The following is a 17,201-nucleotide window of genomic DNA, read 5'->3' as shown; positions in this document are numbered from 1 at the left end:
ATGAGAGGAAAGGTAAAAGAGAGAAAGTCATTTCTCTCTTTTTTTGCTGGTAAAAGCTTAGGATAAAGATGTAGAAATTCAACATTTGTAGGAAAAGTTTTAAGTTGATTTTCTGAGATTTTTTAAAATAGGAGTCGTGTTTTGGTACTTTTCAAAAGCATGTGTTGCTTCTAAAAATCGCGACAAATAATTTGAATAATCAAGTGAAATCAGGTAGAATAGAAAGAATTGAATAATATATTGAAGAGGAAATTTTGAGAATGAAACATCAGTTTTATGGAGAAAAACGACAGCGTTTCTCTTTCCGAAAGTTGTCCGTTGGGCTCGTTTCGGCGACTATTGGAAGCTTCTTTTTGAATGGGCAAATGGCTGGGGGCTTGACTTCTGTGAAAGCATCAGAAATTCAAAGTCAGCAGTCTGCTCAGGTTAAATACCACTACGTAGTGGAGTCTGAATTGACGGAGGTAGAGAAGAGTGCCTTGATTAGGGAGATTCCAAAGTATGTTGAGGATGCTTCAGAGACCTATTACTTAGTTTATCGTCCGACTACTCATGTGGATTCGTCTGGAGTACTGCCTAAGACAGGTCACTCCGGCCTTTGGGAATCAACTTTTACAGCGATGGGTCTTGCATTACTAGTGCTTGTAGTTGTTAGAGGCAGAAATGGGAAGAGGTATTTATCTTCGCTCTTGTTGGTAACTGGAATGGGATCCATGCTGCTATCTCCAACAGTCTTAGCAGTGACGAATATCGAGCTCGCTGCATATAATCAAAGTCTTAACTTGGGTCTTGGAGATGCACTGCCAGCGCCATTGAAAATTGACGGTTACGACTATATCGGTTATCTAAAGAATGAAGAACAAAATGATAGTCATTTAGCTCATTCTGCTCTGAAGGAAAATCCGACACTTGACTGGGAGAAAGAGAAGGGAAGTGAACTTAAACCGAGTGAAACAAATCTTGATATGAAAGAGATTGTTTCAGATAAGGGGGATGCTTTAACTGAGGAAGAAAGAGAAGCTATAGCTGCTAAGGAGATTGAATTCACACGCTCAACTCCTATTTATGACTTACCAGAACTAAAAATTAGTGAGCAAAAGTCAGTCCAAGAACTTCCTTATCAGACAAAATACCAATATTCAGATGAATTGGCTCAAGGTCAATCAAAAGTTATACAATCAGGTGTTCGAGGTCAACGTACAGTTGTGACTCGTCATTATCGTAAGGGTCAAGAAATCGTGAAAAGCGAAATGATTTCTGATCAAGTGACACTTGAACCTGTTTCTGAAATTATTTTAGTTGGAACAGCTCCAGCTAACTCGATACAAAAAGAAACTCCAGTTCACGAAGTTCCAGAATTGGCAGAATATGGCACAACTCCTGAGACAGCGCCAGTTCACGAAGTTCCAGAACTGACGGAATACGGTACAACTCCTGAAATAGCGCCAGTTCACGAAGTTCCAGAATTGACAGAATATGGCACCAGTCCAGAAACAGCGCCAGTTCACGAAGTTTCAGAATTGGCAGAGTATGGCACTAGTCCCGAGACATCTCCAGTTCAAGAGATTCCAGAACTAACGGAATATAGGACAAATCCTGATACAGCACCAGTTCACGAAGTTCCAGAATTGGCAGAGTATGGCACTAGTCCCGAGACATCTCCAGTTCAAGAGATTCCAGAACTAACGGAATATGGGACAAATCCTGATACAGCGCCAGTTCACGAAGTTCCAGAATTAGCAGAGTATGGCACAAGTCCTGAAACATCTCCAGTTCACGAAGTTCCAGAATTGACAGAATATGGCACCAGTTCTGATACGCCTCCAGTTCAAGAGATTCCAGAACTGACGGAATATGGCACAAGTTCTGATACGCCTCCAGTTCAAGAGATTCCAGAACTAACGGAATATGGGACAAATCCTGATACAGCTCCTATTCATGAGAATTCTGAGTTGGAATTGACTACAAATGATGAGGTTAGAATAGAAAAGATTGATTTTTCTATTGACGAGCAATATACAGATGAGATTCCAGAGGGTAGTCGCCAGATTGCAACACCAGGTGTTGAGGGAGAGCGCACGATCAAGACTCGCGTCTACAGTTCTAACGGTCAAGTTGTTGACCGTCAAGAATTGTCTAATGAGGAAACCTTGGCTCCGGTAACACAAATTGTCAAAGTCGGCACAGCTAAGCCAACTATGGTACCAAGCGATGCGCCAAAAGCAGAGGCTTTACCAGAGTATCCGCTAACTTATACCGACGAAACTCGGGTTGAGAAAATCAACTTTAGCATTCGTGAAGAAGAAACCGATGAGCTTGTTCGAGATGCTCGTCAAATCACAACTCCGGGTGCTGAGGGTGAGCGTACGATTAAGACTCGAGTCTACAGTTCCAATGGTCAGGAAATCGACCGCCAAGAGTTGTCCAACGAGGAAACTCTAGCTCCTGTAACACAAATTGTCAAAGTTGGAACGGCTAAGCCAACTATGGTACCGAATGAAGCACCGAAAGCAGACGCTTTGCCGGAATATCCACTGACTTATACCGATGAAACGCGCGTTGAAAAAATCAACTTTAGCATTCGTGAAGAAGAAACGGATGAGCTTGTTCGAGATGCTCGTCAGATTGCAACTCCGGGTGTCCAAGGTGAACGCACGATTAAGACTCGTGTATACAGTTCCAATGGTCAGGAAATCGACCGTCAAGAGTTGTCCAATGAGGAAACCCTCGCTCCAGTAACGCAAATTGTCAAAGTCGGCACGGCTAAACCAACTATGGTACCGAATGAAGCACCGAAAGCAGACGTTTTACCAGAGTATCCGCTAACTTATACCGATGAAACTCGTGTAGAGAAAATAGCCTTCAACGTAGAGGAGCAATATACGGATGAGCTTGTTCGAGATGCTCGTCAAATCGCAACTCCGGGAGTCCAAGGTGAACGAACTATCAAGACTCGTGTCTACAGCTCTAACGGTCAAGAGGTTGACCGTCAAGAGTTATCTAATGAAGAAACCTTGGCTCCGGTAACGCAAATCGTCAAAGTCGGCACAGCTAAACCGCATATGGTACCGAACGATGCGCCGAAAGCAGATGCTTTAGAGGAGTTCGATTTAATTTCACTGCATAATCTCTTGGCAGAAGTGGATCAGATTAAAGCTCAGGCCCGTTATTTCAATGATAGTCAGAGTCATCAAGCTAACTATGATGCTGCTTTGACGGCAGGCCAAGCGATTCTGAGCCAATCCCAAGCCAGCCAAGCAGAAGTCAACCAACTGGTGGAACAAATCAATCAAGCTAAGGCTCAATTAAGTGGACTTGAAGTTGTCAAAACGGCTCTTCAGACTGAGTACGATTTAAATCCAACGGTTAAAACCTCGGTTAAATATAAGAATGCGGATTCAGAAAAGCAGACAGCTTATACTGACGAATTGACCAAGGCAGAGGGAGTTTTGAACAATCAGACTGCTACACAAGTACAGGTCAACCAAGCTCTTGCTAGCCTGACAGCATCCAAAGAAGCTCTAAATGGAGTGCCTAAAGTCAAGCCGACTGTTTCCATTCTAAGTCTGACTGAGAATGCTGATGATAAGTCGGTGACGGTCCAATATAGATTGGAAGATCAGACCCAGTCCTTCCGTTCAGCGACTGCAGAATTGTACCAAGGAGATCAGCTAATTCGCACTCTTCCGATTACCAACTTTGCTGGCAGTTTGAAAATTGGCGACCTAGACTACTACACAGGCTACACTTTGAAAACCAAGTTGACTTATGAACTGGATAATGGCAGCTTTACTGAGTTTGAAACAGACAGTCGTAACTTTGAGCTAGAATACAAGAAGATTGCCTTCCGTGATATTGATTCTGTTGAGTTTTATCATAAAGAAAACGACCAATACAAGCGCTTTGTGTCGATGAGCTCTATGCCTACGGATCTGTCTACTTACTTCGTCAAGATCAAATCAAGCGAATCCAAGGAAATTCTCCTACCAGTTCACAGCATTTCTGAAGCAGAGAAAGATGGCAAGGCAGTCTATAAGGTTAATGTAACCCTTCCTGAACTCGTCCAAGAAAGTGAAGCGGGCTACAAGTCTGGGCACGACTTCTACATCAGTAAGGCAGTCCCAAGCCAGCAAAATGTCTACACTAGCTTTGCTGGGTTAGTAGACGCTATGAAGCGAAATATGGCAGGAAATTATGTTCTGGGAGCTGATTTGGATGCGAGTGAGGTCAACCTAGCTCCTGCGGATTATGTCTACCTCAAAGGGAACTTCACCGGCAGTCTGACGGGTAGTCAAAATGGTAAGCAATACGCGATTTACAATCTAGCCAAACCTTTATTTGAAAACCTCAAGAGTGGGTCTACCATTTCAAATATCGACTTTAAAGATGTGAATATAGAGGGTACCTATGACTCGGCTGCGTTGGCACGCAATGCGGAGAATGCGCGAATCACAGATGTTTCTGTTCAGGGGAGAGTATCGGTAGTAGGCAACGCCTCTAACGTAGCGGGTCTAGTAGTTAATGGAACCAATACGAAAATTACAAATAGTTCCTTTACGGGGACTATCCTATCTAACAGTCAACACATCAAAGCTTATAATGTAGGTGGTTTGGTTGCAAACCTTAAAGGAGGAGAATCTCTTCTTAGCCAAAGTAAAGCAGATGTAACGATTATTAGTGGTGCACGATCAAATGAACAACGTATCGGTGGTTTGGTTGGACGTTTAGAAAATAATGCTCGAATTACCAAATCGTATGTGACAGGAAAATTATATAATGCAACCATTAACGGTCAAATCGGTGGAGTAGTCGGCTCGAACTACTTTAATGGTTTAGTTGATAATGTGATTAGTAATGTTAGCGGTACAAATGTTTACAGTATTTCTGGAGATCAGGGCTACAAAAACGACCGTATTACGCAAGCATATAAAGTTGCCAAGAGTGAAACCTTGAAAAACGATCAGTTTGTTACTTCCACCATTACTCAAGAAGAAATGGAAGAAAAACTGACTGCTATGGACATAACAACTAGCCTAGATGACACGAATCTAAATATGCGTTTTGTCGACTATGGTGAAGTAAACAATGCTCAATTTGACCGTGGATATTCTTATGCAAATATGGAGAAACTGCTTCCTTTCTACAATAAAGAAACCATTGTTTCGTTTGCGAACAAGATTCCGAAAGAGCATAAGTTGAATAAGGAGTACCTACTGGATGTTGTTCCGATGAAGGGTGACCAGATTATCACTGATATCCATAGCAATAAAACAGCAATCAATCGTTTGATGCTTCACTACATGGACAATACCATTGACTATCTAGAAATATCTTATCAGGGAGATTTCGTCAACCAAGGTATTGCTGAGTATAGAATGAAGGGATTAGACCTTCTTTATACTCCAGAAGCCTTCGTATCAGATTATACTAGCATTCTAAATCAAGTGTTGCCAGAGCTGAACAAGGTCGTTCTTGATTCGCCAGCTATGCGCACAGTTCTCGGAGTAGCAGCAGACACTTCTTTAGATGAACTATACTTAGACACTGCATTTACGCAAGTGAAAAGCAAGCTATCAGGTGAGCTTCGCAAAGTGCTAGCTATGGATAAGGCTATCAATACTGAAGGTGAAGTAGTTAAGGATTATCTTGTTAAGAAGATTCTTGCTGATAAAGAAGCTTTCCTATTGGGTCTGACTTACCTTAACCGTTGGTACAATATCAACTATGATACCTTTAATGTTAAGGACTTGTCGGCTTACAAGATGGATTTCTACGGTAAGAATGACGTTTCGGTTCTTGATACAATCATTGCTTTAGGAAAATCAGGACTTGAGAATCTCAAGGCTAAGAACAACTATACAGCGTATGATAATTCGCTCTCTGAAGCAACTGGTAAACGAGGGCTCTTCAATTATCTTGAAGGCTATCGTCAGCTCTTCCTTCCATACAAGACCAATAATGAATGGCTCAAGACCAATACAAAAGCCTACATCGTTGAGGCTAAGTCGGATGTGGCAGAGGCTAGACAGCTTCAGGACGCAGCCGAGGGCAAGAGCAAGTACTCTGTCGGTGTTTATGACAAGATTACTGCAGATAATTGGGAACACAAGGGCATGCTCCTGCCACTCTTGACCATGACGGAGAAGGGTGTCTATGCTATCTCTAATATGTCTACTCTCTCTATGGGGGCTTATGATCGCTACCGCCTGGATGCCAATAACAGAGTGCGCACAGACGCAGAACTAGTTGAATATGTCGAAGACAGAGTGAGAAAAACAGCTGAATACCAGCGCGACCACTATGATTTCTGGTATAAGATTCTGAGTCCAGAAAGCAAGGACAAGCTCTTCCGTTCGGTTCTGGTTTATGATGGATTCTCATTGGTTGACAAGAATGGTCAAAGATATTGGGCTCCAGCTAATGACAAAAAATCACAGGCTATGCAGGAATTCTTTGGACCAGCTGGCAAGTGGTATCCAAGCAAGGGCTATAATGCCTATGCTACGGGTAGTGTAACTCACTTTGATGCTGCTAAATTGTTGGAAGACTATGGTAACTCAGTCTACACGCATGAGATGACCCATAACTCTGACGGTGCTATTTACTTTGAAGGTTATGGTCGTCGTGAGGGCTTGGGTGCGGAACTCTATGCTCGTGGACTCTTGCAGTCTTCACCGAGCGCAGATGAACCAACCATTACGCTCAATACTCTCTTCAAGGTGTACAAGGATTCTAAGACACGTATGCATACCTATAATTTCAAGGAACGTGTTCAAAATGCAGCAGACCTGCAACACTATGTCCATGGTATGTTTGACATGACCTACACCTTGGACTATCTAGAAGGTACTTCTATGTTGAAGCAGAGCGATGCTGCCAAGTTACAGTGGTTCAGGAAGATGGAGAATTACTATATTACAGATAAGTATGGTAAGGAGACTCACGCTGGTAACCAGACGCGAAGCTTCACAGCTGAGGAAATCAAGCAGCTGAAGACCTTTGACTCCCTGATTGAAAATGATGTGATCACTCGTCGGGAGAACAAGGAAAGTGGGAAATATGGTCGAAATGGCTACCTCAGCCTCAGCCTTTTCTCACCAATTTACTCAGCCTTGAGCAATCCAAATGGAGCGCCAGGTGACGTCATGTTCCGTCGCACAGCCTATGAATTACTGGCAGCCAAGGGCTATCATGACGGATTTGTCCCTTATGTTTCTGGTCAGTACTCTCAGGAAGCCTTTGATGAAGGGAAGAAAACGTGGGACGGATGGTCTGGAAGAGATGTCGGTCTCGTGACAGACCAGAAAGTCTTGGAAAATGTATTTAAGGGTGAATACACCTCTTGGGCAGCCTTCAAGAAGGCCATGTATAAGGAGCGGATTGATCAGCTGACCAAGCTGAAGCCAATCACCATTGAGTACGAGCTTAAAAATCCAAACAGTACCAAGAAAGTAACCATTCGTTCTTATGCAGAGATGCAGCAGTTGATGGACGCAGCCGTGGCAGAGGATGTACGCAACATTACCAATGCTACTAGCCGTGTCGAAGCTAGCTGGGTTAACCTGCTCAAGAAGAAGATTTACAACGCTTATCTTCGTGAGACAGACGACTTCAGACAGTCCATCTTTGAAAGATAGATACGAAAAAAGAAGATCCAAGTGATCTTCTTTTTTAGGGGAACGGCTTGCTTAGTACAAAAACGAATGAACCTACAAATAAATTGATACATGATATATTTCTTGCTCGAAATGTCTGTTTAGAAATTTGAAATCATTCACCATCTAGTATACTCGTTTTGAAATTCCTTTTGTTTTTCATGAAAATATGATAAAATGATAGCTGTAAAAATTTTTTTAAGGAGATTCGGATGAAAACAAATACACTTGCTCGCGTGAATGCGATTTTTGGTCTTATTTCAGGTATTGTCTTGCTGTTGGCTCCAGTTGTTATGTTTATGATAGCTGTCGGTGCTGCTGCGGCAACGGAGGACTCAGATGCAACAGTTGGGCTATTGACGATTTTTTCAATTATTTTATCATTGGTGAAAATTGCAATCTTGGTTTTAGGAATTGTGGCTATTGTTTATTACAAGGATGATGAGCGTGTGACTCCTGCACCGTCTGTCTTGTTTATCGTAGGTGGTGCTGTTGGATTAATCCCATTCTTGGGCTGGGTAGGAGGAATTCTGACAATCATTGGTGGCTCCCTCTACTTTGGACTTTTGAAAAAGTTCGAGATTCAAGAATAATAACTTTTTGTTAGTATTATTTTCAAATAAGAGAAGGCGGCTAGCCTTCTTTTTTCTTCCAAAGTAAGGGATAAATCTGACAGGATAAATAAACTTTCAAATTCGTACAATCTAAAGCATTTATTTGGGACAAGGACCTTTTTTTATAGTATAATGATGAATGTAAATTACCTATATCAAAATATAATGCTAGTTATTTTCTTGATAGAAGGTAAAAGTTGAGAGGATTTAGAATGAAAAAGATTTTTGGAGAGAAGCAGCATCGTTTCTCCTTACGAAAATTAGCAATTGGACTTGTGTCAGCTTCGATTTCAAGCCTATTTTTTGTGTCCATTGCGAGCAGTGGGACCGTATTTGCTCAAGAAAATGTAGCTGTTCACTACAAATATGTGACGGATACGGAGCTGAGTGGGCAAGAAAAAGACTTGATTGTCAAGGATATTCCTAAAATTGCGGAAGATAGTGAGAGCACCTATTATCTAGTCTACCGTATGGATGAGAAAGCCCAGCTGGGTCAGTTGCCCAATACAGGTGGGCAGAATAGCCTTACTAGTGTTTTAACTGGTGGAGTCCTGGCTTCGATTGGCCTTCTTATTTTTGTTGTATCCAAAAAGAAAGGCAAGAAGAAAGCCCTCTTGAATGTGATTTTGGTAACAGGGATGGGCAGCGGTTTGGCTTCTTCAGTTAAGGCTATCGAAAATCAACTTTTGCTCCAGTACAATCAGGAATACAAATTATCCCAAGGAGATAGTCTGCCTTTGCCACGTGCCTTATCGGGTTATACCTACCTAGGCTATATTAAGCAAGACAAAGAGATTAATCAGCAAGAAACTGCTGCTAGGGATCAGAAACTTGACTATACGGTTCACCCTCATTTCCAGACCAATGAGGGTGGACAAAGGGCAGGAGATGAGCAGAAAGCTCCATCTCCTACACTCCCTACTGAAAATCAAACCCCTTCTCAAGATTCATCCAATCAAAAGCCGTCTAGCCTTGCTAGTGTAGATCCTCAGGACGAAGTCTTGGCTGGTCGCGTGAATAAACCAGAGCTCCTATACAAAGACCAAGAGATTGTAACCAAACTAGATGTTTCAGAAGTGGTTCAAGAAAATCCAGAACTAACAGAGGGAACCATTCGTGTCAAACAAGAAGGTCATGCTGGGAAAAAGGTCGAACTCGTTCGCATTTTCACTGTTGAAAACCAAGAAATTTCTAGGGAAGTTCTCTCAACTAAAGTAGAAGAAGCCTTGCCACGTATAGTAGAGAAAGGGACTAAGAAGGCAGTAGCTGCAAGTGAAGCACCTCAGTCTGCAAAAAAGGGAGAGCCTGAGACGCAGGCTCCATTACCAGAATATAAAGGAGAACAAGCGGGAGCGCTTGTAGCCCCAGAGACAGCTGAAAAACCAGAATATACAGGAACCCAAGCAGGAGCAGTCGTTAAACCCGAGCAAGTCGCTCCACTACCTGAGTATCAGGGAATTCAAGCTGGTGCCATCGTTGAGCCGGAAAAAGTTGAGCCAGAGGTTGGGGGCGTCCAGTCAGGGGCTTTGGTGGAACCAGCAACAACTGACAAACCAGTCTATACAGGCGAGCAGTCTGGAGCAATCGTAGAGCCTGAACAGGTACCACCAACACCAGAGTACACAGGAACTCAAGCGGGGGCGGTTGTAGCCCCAGAGACAACTGAAACACCAGAATATACAGGCACCCAAGCAGGAGCCATTGTGGAACCAGAGACCCAGTCTTCCCTACCGGAATATACAGGAACTCAAGCAGGAGCCATCGTTGAACCGGAACAAATTGCTCCTCTTCCAGAATATACTGGTAATACCGAGCAAGTAAAACCGGAAACTCCGACAGAAAAACCAAAAGAAAAAGATCCAGAAAAGACGCTTGAGTTAAGAAATGTTTCGGATCTGGAGTTGTATAGTCAGACCAATGGTACTTACAAACAACACGTTTCTTTAGATGGTGTTCCAAGTAATCCAGACACTTACTTTGTCAAGGTTAAATCATCGTCGTTTAAAGATGTCTATCTACCAGTTTCTTCAATAACGGCTGAAACGAAAGCTGGTCAGACAGTTTATAAAATTACAGCCAAGGCCGAGAAACTCCAGCAAGAGCTAGAAAATAAATACGCTGACAATTTCACCTTCTACCTAGCTAAGAAGGCTAGAGAGGAAACGACAACCTTTACTTCCTTTAGCAATCTGGTCAATGCTATCAAGCAGAATCTCTCTGGAACCTATCATTTAGCAGCTAGCTTGAACGCCAACGAAGTGGAGCTAGGACCTGATGAAAGATCCTATATCAAGGGCACCTTTACTGGTCAGTTGATCGGTGAAAAAGATGGCAAGCAGTTTGCTATTTATAATTTGAAAAAGCCACTGTTTGAAACCTTGAGTGGTGCCACAGTAGAAAAATTGAGTCTGAAAAATGTCTCCATTTCAGGGAAAGATGATATTGGTTCACTGGCATATAAAACCCAGAATAACACAAAGATTCAGCAAGTTCATGTCGATGGTGTTCTTGCTGGTGAACGTGGTATCGGTGGTTTGCTGGCTAAGGCGGACCAATCAAGTATCACAGAGAGCAGTTTCAAGGGAAGAATTATCAACACTTATGAAACGACTGCTGCCTACAATATCGGTGGTTTGGTCGGTCATTTGACAGGAAACAGGGCTTTGCTGACGAAGTCAAAAGCGACAGTAGCCATTTCATCTAACACAAATACTTCAGATCAGACTGTGGGTGGTCTTGCAGGTCTAGTAAATCAGGATGCACAAATCCAAGATAGTTATGCTGAGGGTGATATTAACAATGTCAAGCACTTTGGTAGAGTCGCTGGAGTGGCAGGCAATTTGTGGGATCGAACTTCTGGTGATGTAAGGCATGCTGGAAGTTTGACCAATGTCCTCAGCGATGTCAATGTAACCAATGGAAATGCCATTACCGGTTACCACTACAATGGAATGAAGGTGAAGGACACATTCAGCAGTAAGGCCAACAGAGTCTACAATGTCACCTTGGTCAAGGATGAGGTCGTCAGCAAGGAATCCTTTGAAGAAAGAGGAACCATGCTAGATGCTTCTCAAATTGCAAGCAAGAAAGCAGCCATCAATCCTCTCACTCTACCAACAGTGGAACCCCTCTCAACAAGTAGCAAGAAAGACAGTGATTTTTCTAAGGTAGCCCATTATCAAGCTAAGCGCGACTTGGCTTATAAAAACATTGAAAAATTGCTACCTTTCTACAACAAGGCAACCATCGTCAAATATGGAAACTTGGTCAATGAGAACAGTCTTTTATATCAAAAAGAACTCTTGTCAGCAGTTATGATGAAGGATAACCAAGTCATCACAGATATTGTTTCAAACAAACAGACTGCAAACAAACTTTTGCTTCACTACAAGGACCATTCATCTGAGAAGCTGGATCTCCAGTACCAGGCTGATTTCGCCAAATTAGCAGAATATAGTCTAGGAGATACGGGTCTTCTCTATACGCCAAACCAATTCTTGTATGACCAAAGCTCTATCATCAAACAAGTCTTACCTGACTTACAAAAGGTTGACTACCGCTCAGAAGCAATCAGAAAGACACTGGGTATTTCTCCAAAAGTCGAGCAGACTGAGCTCTACCTAGAAGATCAGTTCGCCAAAACAAAGGAACATCTGGAAGACAGTTTGAAAAAACTTTTGTCAGCAGATGCTGGACTGGCTGGTGACAACCAAGTTACTGAAGGCTATCTTGTAGATAAAATCAAGCGCAACAAAGAAGCCTTGCTACTTGGTTTGACATATCTGGAGCGTTGGTACAACTTCAGCTATGGTCAGGTAAACGTCAAAGACCTGGTTCTGTACCACCTGGACTTCTTTGGTAAGGGAAATGCTTCGCCACTAGATACTCTGATTGAGTTAGGTAAATCTGGCTTTAACAATCTTCTAGCTAAGAATAATGTCGATACTTATTCTATTAGTTTAGCCAGCCATCATGGAACGACAGATTTGTTTAGCACGCTAGAACATTACCGAAAAGTCTTTCTACCAACCACAAGCAATAATGACTGGTTTAAATCAGAGACCAAGGCTTACATCGTCGAAGAAAAATCTAATATTGAAGAAGTCAAAACTAAGCAAGGACAAGCTGGCACCAAGTATTCTATCGGTGTCTATGACCGCATTACTAGTGCCACATGGAAATACCGCAATATGGTCTTGCCGCTCCTAACCTTGCCAGAGAAATCAGTATTTGTCATCTCGACCATGTCCAGCCTAGGATTTGGAGCCTATGATCGCTACCGCAATAGTGAGCATAAAGCGGGCAAGGCTCTCAATGACTTTGTTGAAGAAAATGCGCGTGAAACAGCCAAACGCCAGCGAGATCACTACGATTATTGGTATCGCATTTTAGATGAACAATCACGTGAAAAACTCTATCGTACCATCTTGCTTTATGATGCCTATAAATTTGGTGATGACACAACCTCTGGAAAAGCTACAGTGGAGGCTAAGTTTGATAGCTCGAATCCAGCTATGAAGAACTTCTTTGGTCCAGTTGGCAATAAGGTAGTTCACAACCAGCATGGAGCCTACGCTACAGGGGATGGTGTCTACTATATGTCTTACCGTATGTTGGACAAGGATGGAGCCATTACTTATACCCATGAAATGACCCATGATTCGGATCAGGATATTTACCTTGGCGGCTATGGTCGAAGAAGTGGCTTGGGACCAGAGTTCTTCGCAAAAGGCTTATTGCAAGCCCCTGACCAACCAAGTGACGCAACCATTACCATCAATTCTATCTTGAAACACTCAACATCAGATAGTACAGAGGGATCCCGTCTGCAAGTCTTGGATCCGACAGAGAGATTCCAAAACGCAGCAGATCTTCAGAACTATGTCCATAACATGTTTGACCTTATCTACATGCTGGAATACCTCGAAGGGCAATCAATCGTTAACAAACTGAATGTTTACCAGAAAATGGCGGATCTCAGAAAAATTGAGAACAAGTATGTGAAAGATCCAGCAGATGGAAATGAGGTTTACGCCACTAACGTAGTCAAAGAATTGACAGAAGCAGAGGCCCGAAACCTGAATAGTTTTGATAGTTTGATTGACCATAACATCTTGTCAGCTCGTGAGTACCAGTCTGGTGACTATGAACGAAATGGCTACTATACGATTAAACTCTTTGCCCCAATCTATTCAGCTCTCAGCAGTGAGAAAGGCACGCCAGGGGACCTTATGGGGCGCCGGATTGCTTACGAACTTTTGGCTGCCAAAGGCTTCAAGGATGGAATGGTACCTTATATCTCTAACCAATACGAAGAAGCTGCCAAACAAAAAGGTAAAACCATCAATCTCTATGGTAAAGAACGCGGATTGGTGACAGATAATCTTGTATTGGACAAGGTGTTTGAAGGCAAGTATTCATCTTGGGCGGATTTCAAGAAAGCCATGTATGATGAACGTGTGGATCAGTTTGAAAACTTGAAACAAGTGACCTTTAAAGATCCGACAAAACCATGGCCAAGCTATGCGACCAAGACCATCAATAGTGTGACTGAATTGCAAGCCCTCATGGACCAAGCTGTGTTACAGGATGCAGTGGCTCCTCGTTGGAGTGACTATAAGCCAGAGATTGACAGTGCAGTTCATAAGTTGAAGAGAGCAATCTTTAAAGCTTATCTTGACCAAACAAACGACTTCAGAACCTCTATTTTTAAGAAATAAGGGTTGGAAAATGAAAAGGGAGGATCGACAGATCTTCTCTTTTTATGTTCGGATGTCTGAAAGCGTGTAGGCAATTTGTTTGTGACTGAGAAGGTCTTTTGTTTCTGAAGCAAATATGGTAGAATGATAGCTACGAGAGAAGGAGGTTCTTATGGAGATAACTAGGTTGGTTCGACTCAACTGGAGACTGGGTATGGTGGCAGGTATAACCTTGCTTTTGGGACCTGTCCTACGATTTTTGCTATCCTATACTGGGGCCATCATCTATAAAGATCCTTCAAAAATGCTGGTTGTCACGGTTACCTTTTCCTTGCTCCTGACATTTTTTAAGATTTTGATGATTGCATTAGGGACCTTTATGCTAATCTATTTCGAAGAAGACCAACAACTTCGAAAGCTGCCTTCTATTTTATTTATTATTGGTGGCGTGCTGGGCTTTCTTTCAGCGACCGAGTGGATAGGAGGATTTCTAATCATTAAAGGAGCTGTTTCTTTTGCTAAATTTTTGAAAGAAGTCCGTGGCCTTGTCTGATAGTTTAGTGAAACAATCCGTTTGTCTACTGACCTCAAAAAGTTAGACAAATAATTTAAGTGAAGGATTTAGTTCTGTATTGCACAGTACTTAGTGCTTTTCAAACTCTACTAGTTTTGCATCTTACTTCTGATGGAACACATGTTGTCAGTGTGATAGTATTTGAAAAAGCTAATCATGAAAATTGCAAAGAAACAATTGAAGGTCTCATTCATAATCGATACAATGATACTAATGTAACTAAGAATACTGATCGTTTAATTGATGCTTTAAATAACAAATAGTTGCAATTGTTTCTTGATTGAATATCACGAATTAATAATAACTAGATGAGAGGACACTGTTCTCTCTTTTTAATTGATTTTAACTAGCTTTTTTGTGAAAAATTGTGTAAAATAGAATAGATAAACGAGGGAAACCTCGAAAAATAAAAGGAGAATCCATCTAATGGTAAAATTGGTTTTTGCTCGCCACGGTGAGTCTGAATGGAACAAAGCTAACCTTTTCACTGGTTGGGCTGATGTTGATTTGTCTGAAAAAGGAACACAACAAGCGATTGACGCTGGTAAATTGATCAAAGAAGCTGGTATCGAATTTGACCAAGCTTACACTTCAGTATTGAAACGTGCGATCAAAACAACAAACTTGGCTCTTGAAGCGGCTGACCAATTGTGGGTTCCAGTTGAAAAATCTTGGCGCTTGAACGAACGTCACTACGGTGGTTTGACTGGTAAAAACAAAGCTGAAGCTGCTGAACAATTTGGTGATGAGCAAGTTCACATCTGGCGTCGTTCATACGATGTATTGCCTCCTGCAATGCCTCGTGATGACGAATACTCAGCACATACTGACCGTCGTTACGCTTCACTTGACGACTCAGTTATCCCAGATGCTGAAAACTTGAAAGTGACTTTGGAACGTGCCCTTCCATTCTGGGAAGACAAAATCGCTCCAGCACTTAAAGATGGTAAAAACGTATTCGTAGGAGCTCACGGTAACTCAATCCGTGCCCTTGTAAAACACATCAAACGCTTGTCAGATGACGAAATCATGGATGTGGAAATCCCTAACTTCCCACCATTGGTATTCGAATTTGACGAAAAATTGAACGTAGTTTCTGAATACTACCTTGGAAAATAATCTATAAACAGAAAGCCTAGGATTCCTAGGCTTTTTTGTATCTAAGTTTAAAAAAAGGCAATTTAGCTAATTGAAAAAGTATAAAATGAGAGGATAGAGCTTATGCTGTAGTGGGTTGTATGAATTAATCTTCTTTTGATGCGTAGCTCCAGTATTCGTAGTTATAGGTTGATAAGATTATATCCGTGATTTCTTCCGGTTCTTCTTGAGCTCCCCCTGCAATCCAAAGAGAAATAATCCCCTCAATACTTGATAAGAAGATTTCCAAAGCATATTTGTGAGGAATTTGGAAGTTTTCTGATAAGAAATGGCGAGTCGTTTCTTTTTTATTTTCATTCAGAATAATGCTACTTAGAAATTCACGAATTGCACCACGAAAGTCTATGTAATGACTTTGGGACAAGGCGTTGATAAGGCGTTCGTTCGAACGTAATATATAGAAATTTGCTAACATAACCTTTCTAGGCGATTCTCTTTCTTTTTCTAAAAAAATGTAGAGCTGGGAAATGATTTCACTTTTAAAACTGTCAATCATTTGATATTTGTCTTCATAGTGTAGATAGAAAGTCCCCCTATTAATTCCTGCCCGTTTACAGAGCTTACTAATTGATATATTTTCAAATTTATCCTCTGATAGCAGCTGAATCAAAGCTTCTTTGATGTCTTCCTTAGTAGTAGTTTTTCGTTTCTGAACCATTTTATCTTCCTTTTTATTAAATCAACACTTTGTTGATTTTTGATTATTGCTTTTTGACTTAGTCCATTATATAATATTTGTGATTTAGAATCAACATCTTGTTGATTTAAGAAAACGAGCTTTGAAAAGGAGATAAACGATATGGCTTATATTGAAATGAAACACAGCTACAAGCGTTACCAGGTTGGAGATACGGAGATTGTGGCTAATCGTGATGTGAATTTTGAAATTGAAAAAGGGGAGCTGGTTATCATACTTGGCGCTTCAGGAGCTGGAAAATCAACCATTCTCAATCTCCTAGGAGGTATGGATACCAATGATGAGGGGGAGATTTGGATTGATGGTGCCAATATTGCCAACTATAGTTCGCACCAACGAACAAACTATCGTCGTGAAGATGTAGGCTTTGTTTTTCAATTTTACAATCTGGTCTCCAATCTGACAGCCAAGGAAAATGTGGAATTGGCCTCAGAAATTGTGACAGATGCCTTGGATCCTGAGCAGGTCTTGACAGACGTAGGTCTGGCTCATCGCCTCAATAACTTTCCAGCCCAGCTTTCTGGAGGGGAGCAACAGCGAGTGTCCATTGCACGCGCTGTAGCCAAGAATCCTAAAATTCTCCTCTGTGATGAACCGACAGGTGCCTTGGATTACCAGACAGGGAAGCAAGTCTTGAAAATTCTCCAAGACATGTCTCGTCAAAAAGGAGCGACGGTGATTATCGTGACCCACAATGGCGCGCTAGCCCCTATTGCAGATCGCGTGATTCATATGCGTGATGCAACGGTTAAGAGTGTGACGATTAATGAGAATCCACAGGATATCGATATATTGGAGTATTAG

At 41.8% G+C, this 17,201-nt stretch carries 7 protein-coding genes; 6 read left to right on the top strand and 1 reads right to left on the bottom strand.

Translation table 11 applies throughout. From position 1 onward, the window contains the following. Positions 1-260 precede the first annotated feature (260 nt). The 5 genes from B7721_RS09210 (at position 261) to B7721_RS09185 (ending at position 15,661) form a co-directional block, all read left to right on the top strand. Positions 261-7,637: an SIALI-17 repeat-containing surface protein gene (locus tag B7721_RS09210; RefSeq protein ID WP_084878739.1), complete on the top strand. Its 7,377-nt coding sequence runs from the start codon at positions 261-263 to the stop codon at positions 7,635-7,637. Between the two features lie 230 nt (positions 7,638-7,867). Beyond that, positions 7,868-8,248, top strand: a complete 381-nt coding sequence (locus tag B7721_RS09205; RefSeq protein ID WP_084878737.1) for a hypothetical protein — start codon at positions 7,868-7,870, stop codon at positions 8,246-8,248. Between the two features lie 233 nt (positions 8,249-8,481). Continuing rightward, a complete protein-coding gene (locus B7721_RS09200; protein WP_084878736.1) occupies positions 8,482-13,989 on the top strand; it encodes a ZmpA/ZmpB/ZmpC family metallo-endopeptidase in 5,508 nt (1,835 codons plus the stop codon). Between the two features lie 151 nt (positions 13,990-14,140). Further along, positions 14,141-14,521, top strand: coding sequence for a hypothetical protein (locus tag B7721_RS09195; protein ID WP_084878734.1), 381 nt, complete (start codon positions 14,141-14,143; stop codon positions 14,519-14,521). A gap of 447 nt (positions 14,522-14,968) precedes the next feature. Beyond that, positions 14,969-15,661 (top strand): phosphoglycerate mutase, encoded by a 693-nt coding sequence (locus tag B7721_RS09185; protein ID WP_000240125.1) that lies wholly within the window; start codon positions 14,969-14,971, stop codon positions 15,659-15,661. Between the two features lie 124 nt (positions 15,662-15,785). On the opposite strand, the gene B7721_RS09180 is transcribed toward B7721_RS09185, so the two are convergent. Then, the gene (locus B7721_RS09180; RefSeq protein WP_084878730.1) at positions 15,786-16,358 is read right to left on the bottom strand and encodes a TetR/AcrR family transcriptional regulator; all 573 of its coding nucleotides are present in this window, start codon (positions 16,356-16,358) and stop codon (positions 15,786-15,788) included. Between the two features lie 141 nt (positions 16,359-16,499). On the opposite strand from B7721_RS09180, the gene B7721_RS09175 reads away from it, so the two are divergent. After that, positions 16,500-17,201: an ABC transporter ATP-binding protein gene (locus B7721_RS09175; protein WP_084878728.1), complete on the top strand. Its 702-nt coding sequence runs from the start codon at positions 16,500-16,502 to the stop codon at positions 17,199-17,201.

The organism is Streptococcus oralis subsp. oralis (assembly GCF_002096445.1).
GTDB classification, from domain to species: domain Bacteria; phylum Bacillota; class Bacilli; order Lactobacillales; family Streptococcaceae; genus Streptococcus; species Streptococcus oralis_N.
Note: the sequence above shows the minus strand (reverse complement) of the source record. Positions and strands in the feature narration are given on the sequence as shown.

What these genes read in the sequence shown, in the direction of transcription:
- B7721_RS09210 (WP_084878739.1), top strand. Translation starts at nt 261, where the DNA reads ATGAAACATCAGTTTTATGGAGAAAAACGACAGCGTTTCTCTTTCCGA.
- B7721_RS09205 (WP_084878737.1), top strand. Translation starts at nt 7,868, where the DNA reads ATGAAAACAAATACACTTGCTCGCGTGAATGCGATTTTTGGTCTTATT.
- B7721_RS09200 (WP_084878736.1), top strand. Translation starts at nt 8,482, where the DNA reads ATGAAAAAGATTTTTGGAGAGAAGCAGCATCGTTTCTCCTTACGAAAA.
- B7721_RS09195 (WP_084878734.1), top strand. Translation starts at nt 14,141, where the DNA reads ATGGAGATAACTAGGTTGGTTCGACTCAACTGGAGACTGGGTATGGTG.
- B7721_RS09185 (WP_000240125.1), top strand. Translation starts at nt 14,969, where the DNA reads ATGGTAAAATTGGTTTTTGCTCGCCACGGTGAGTCTGAATGGAACAAA.
- B7721_RS09180 (WP_084878730.1), bottom strand. Translation starts at nt 16,358, where the DNA reads ATGGTTCAGAAACGAAAAACTACTACTAAGGAAGACATCAAAGAAGCT.
- B7721_RS09175 (WP_084878728.1), top strand. Translation starts at nt 16,500, where the DNA reads ATGGCTTATATTGAAATGAAACACAGCTACAAGCGTTACCAGGTTGGA.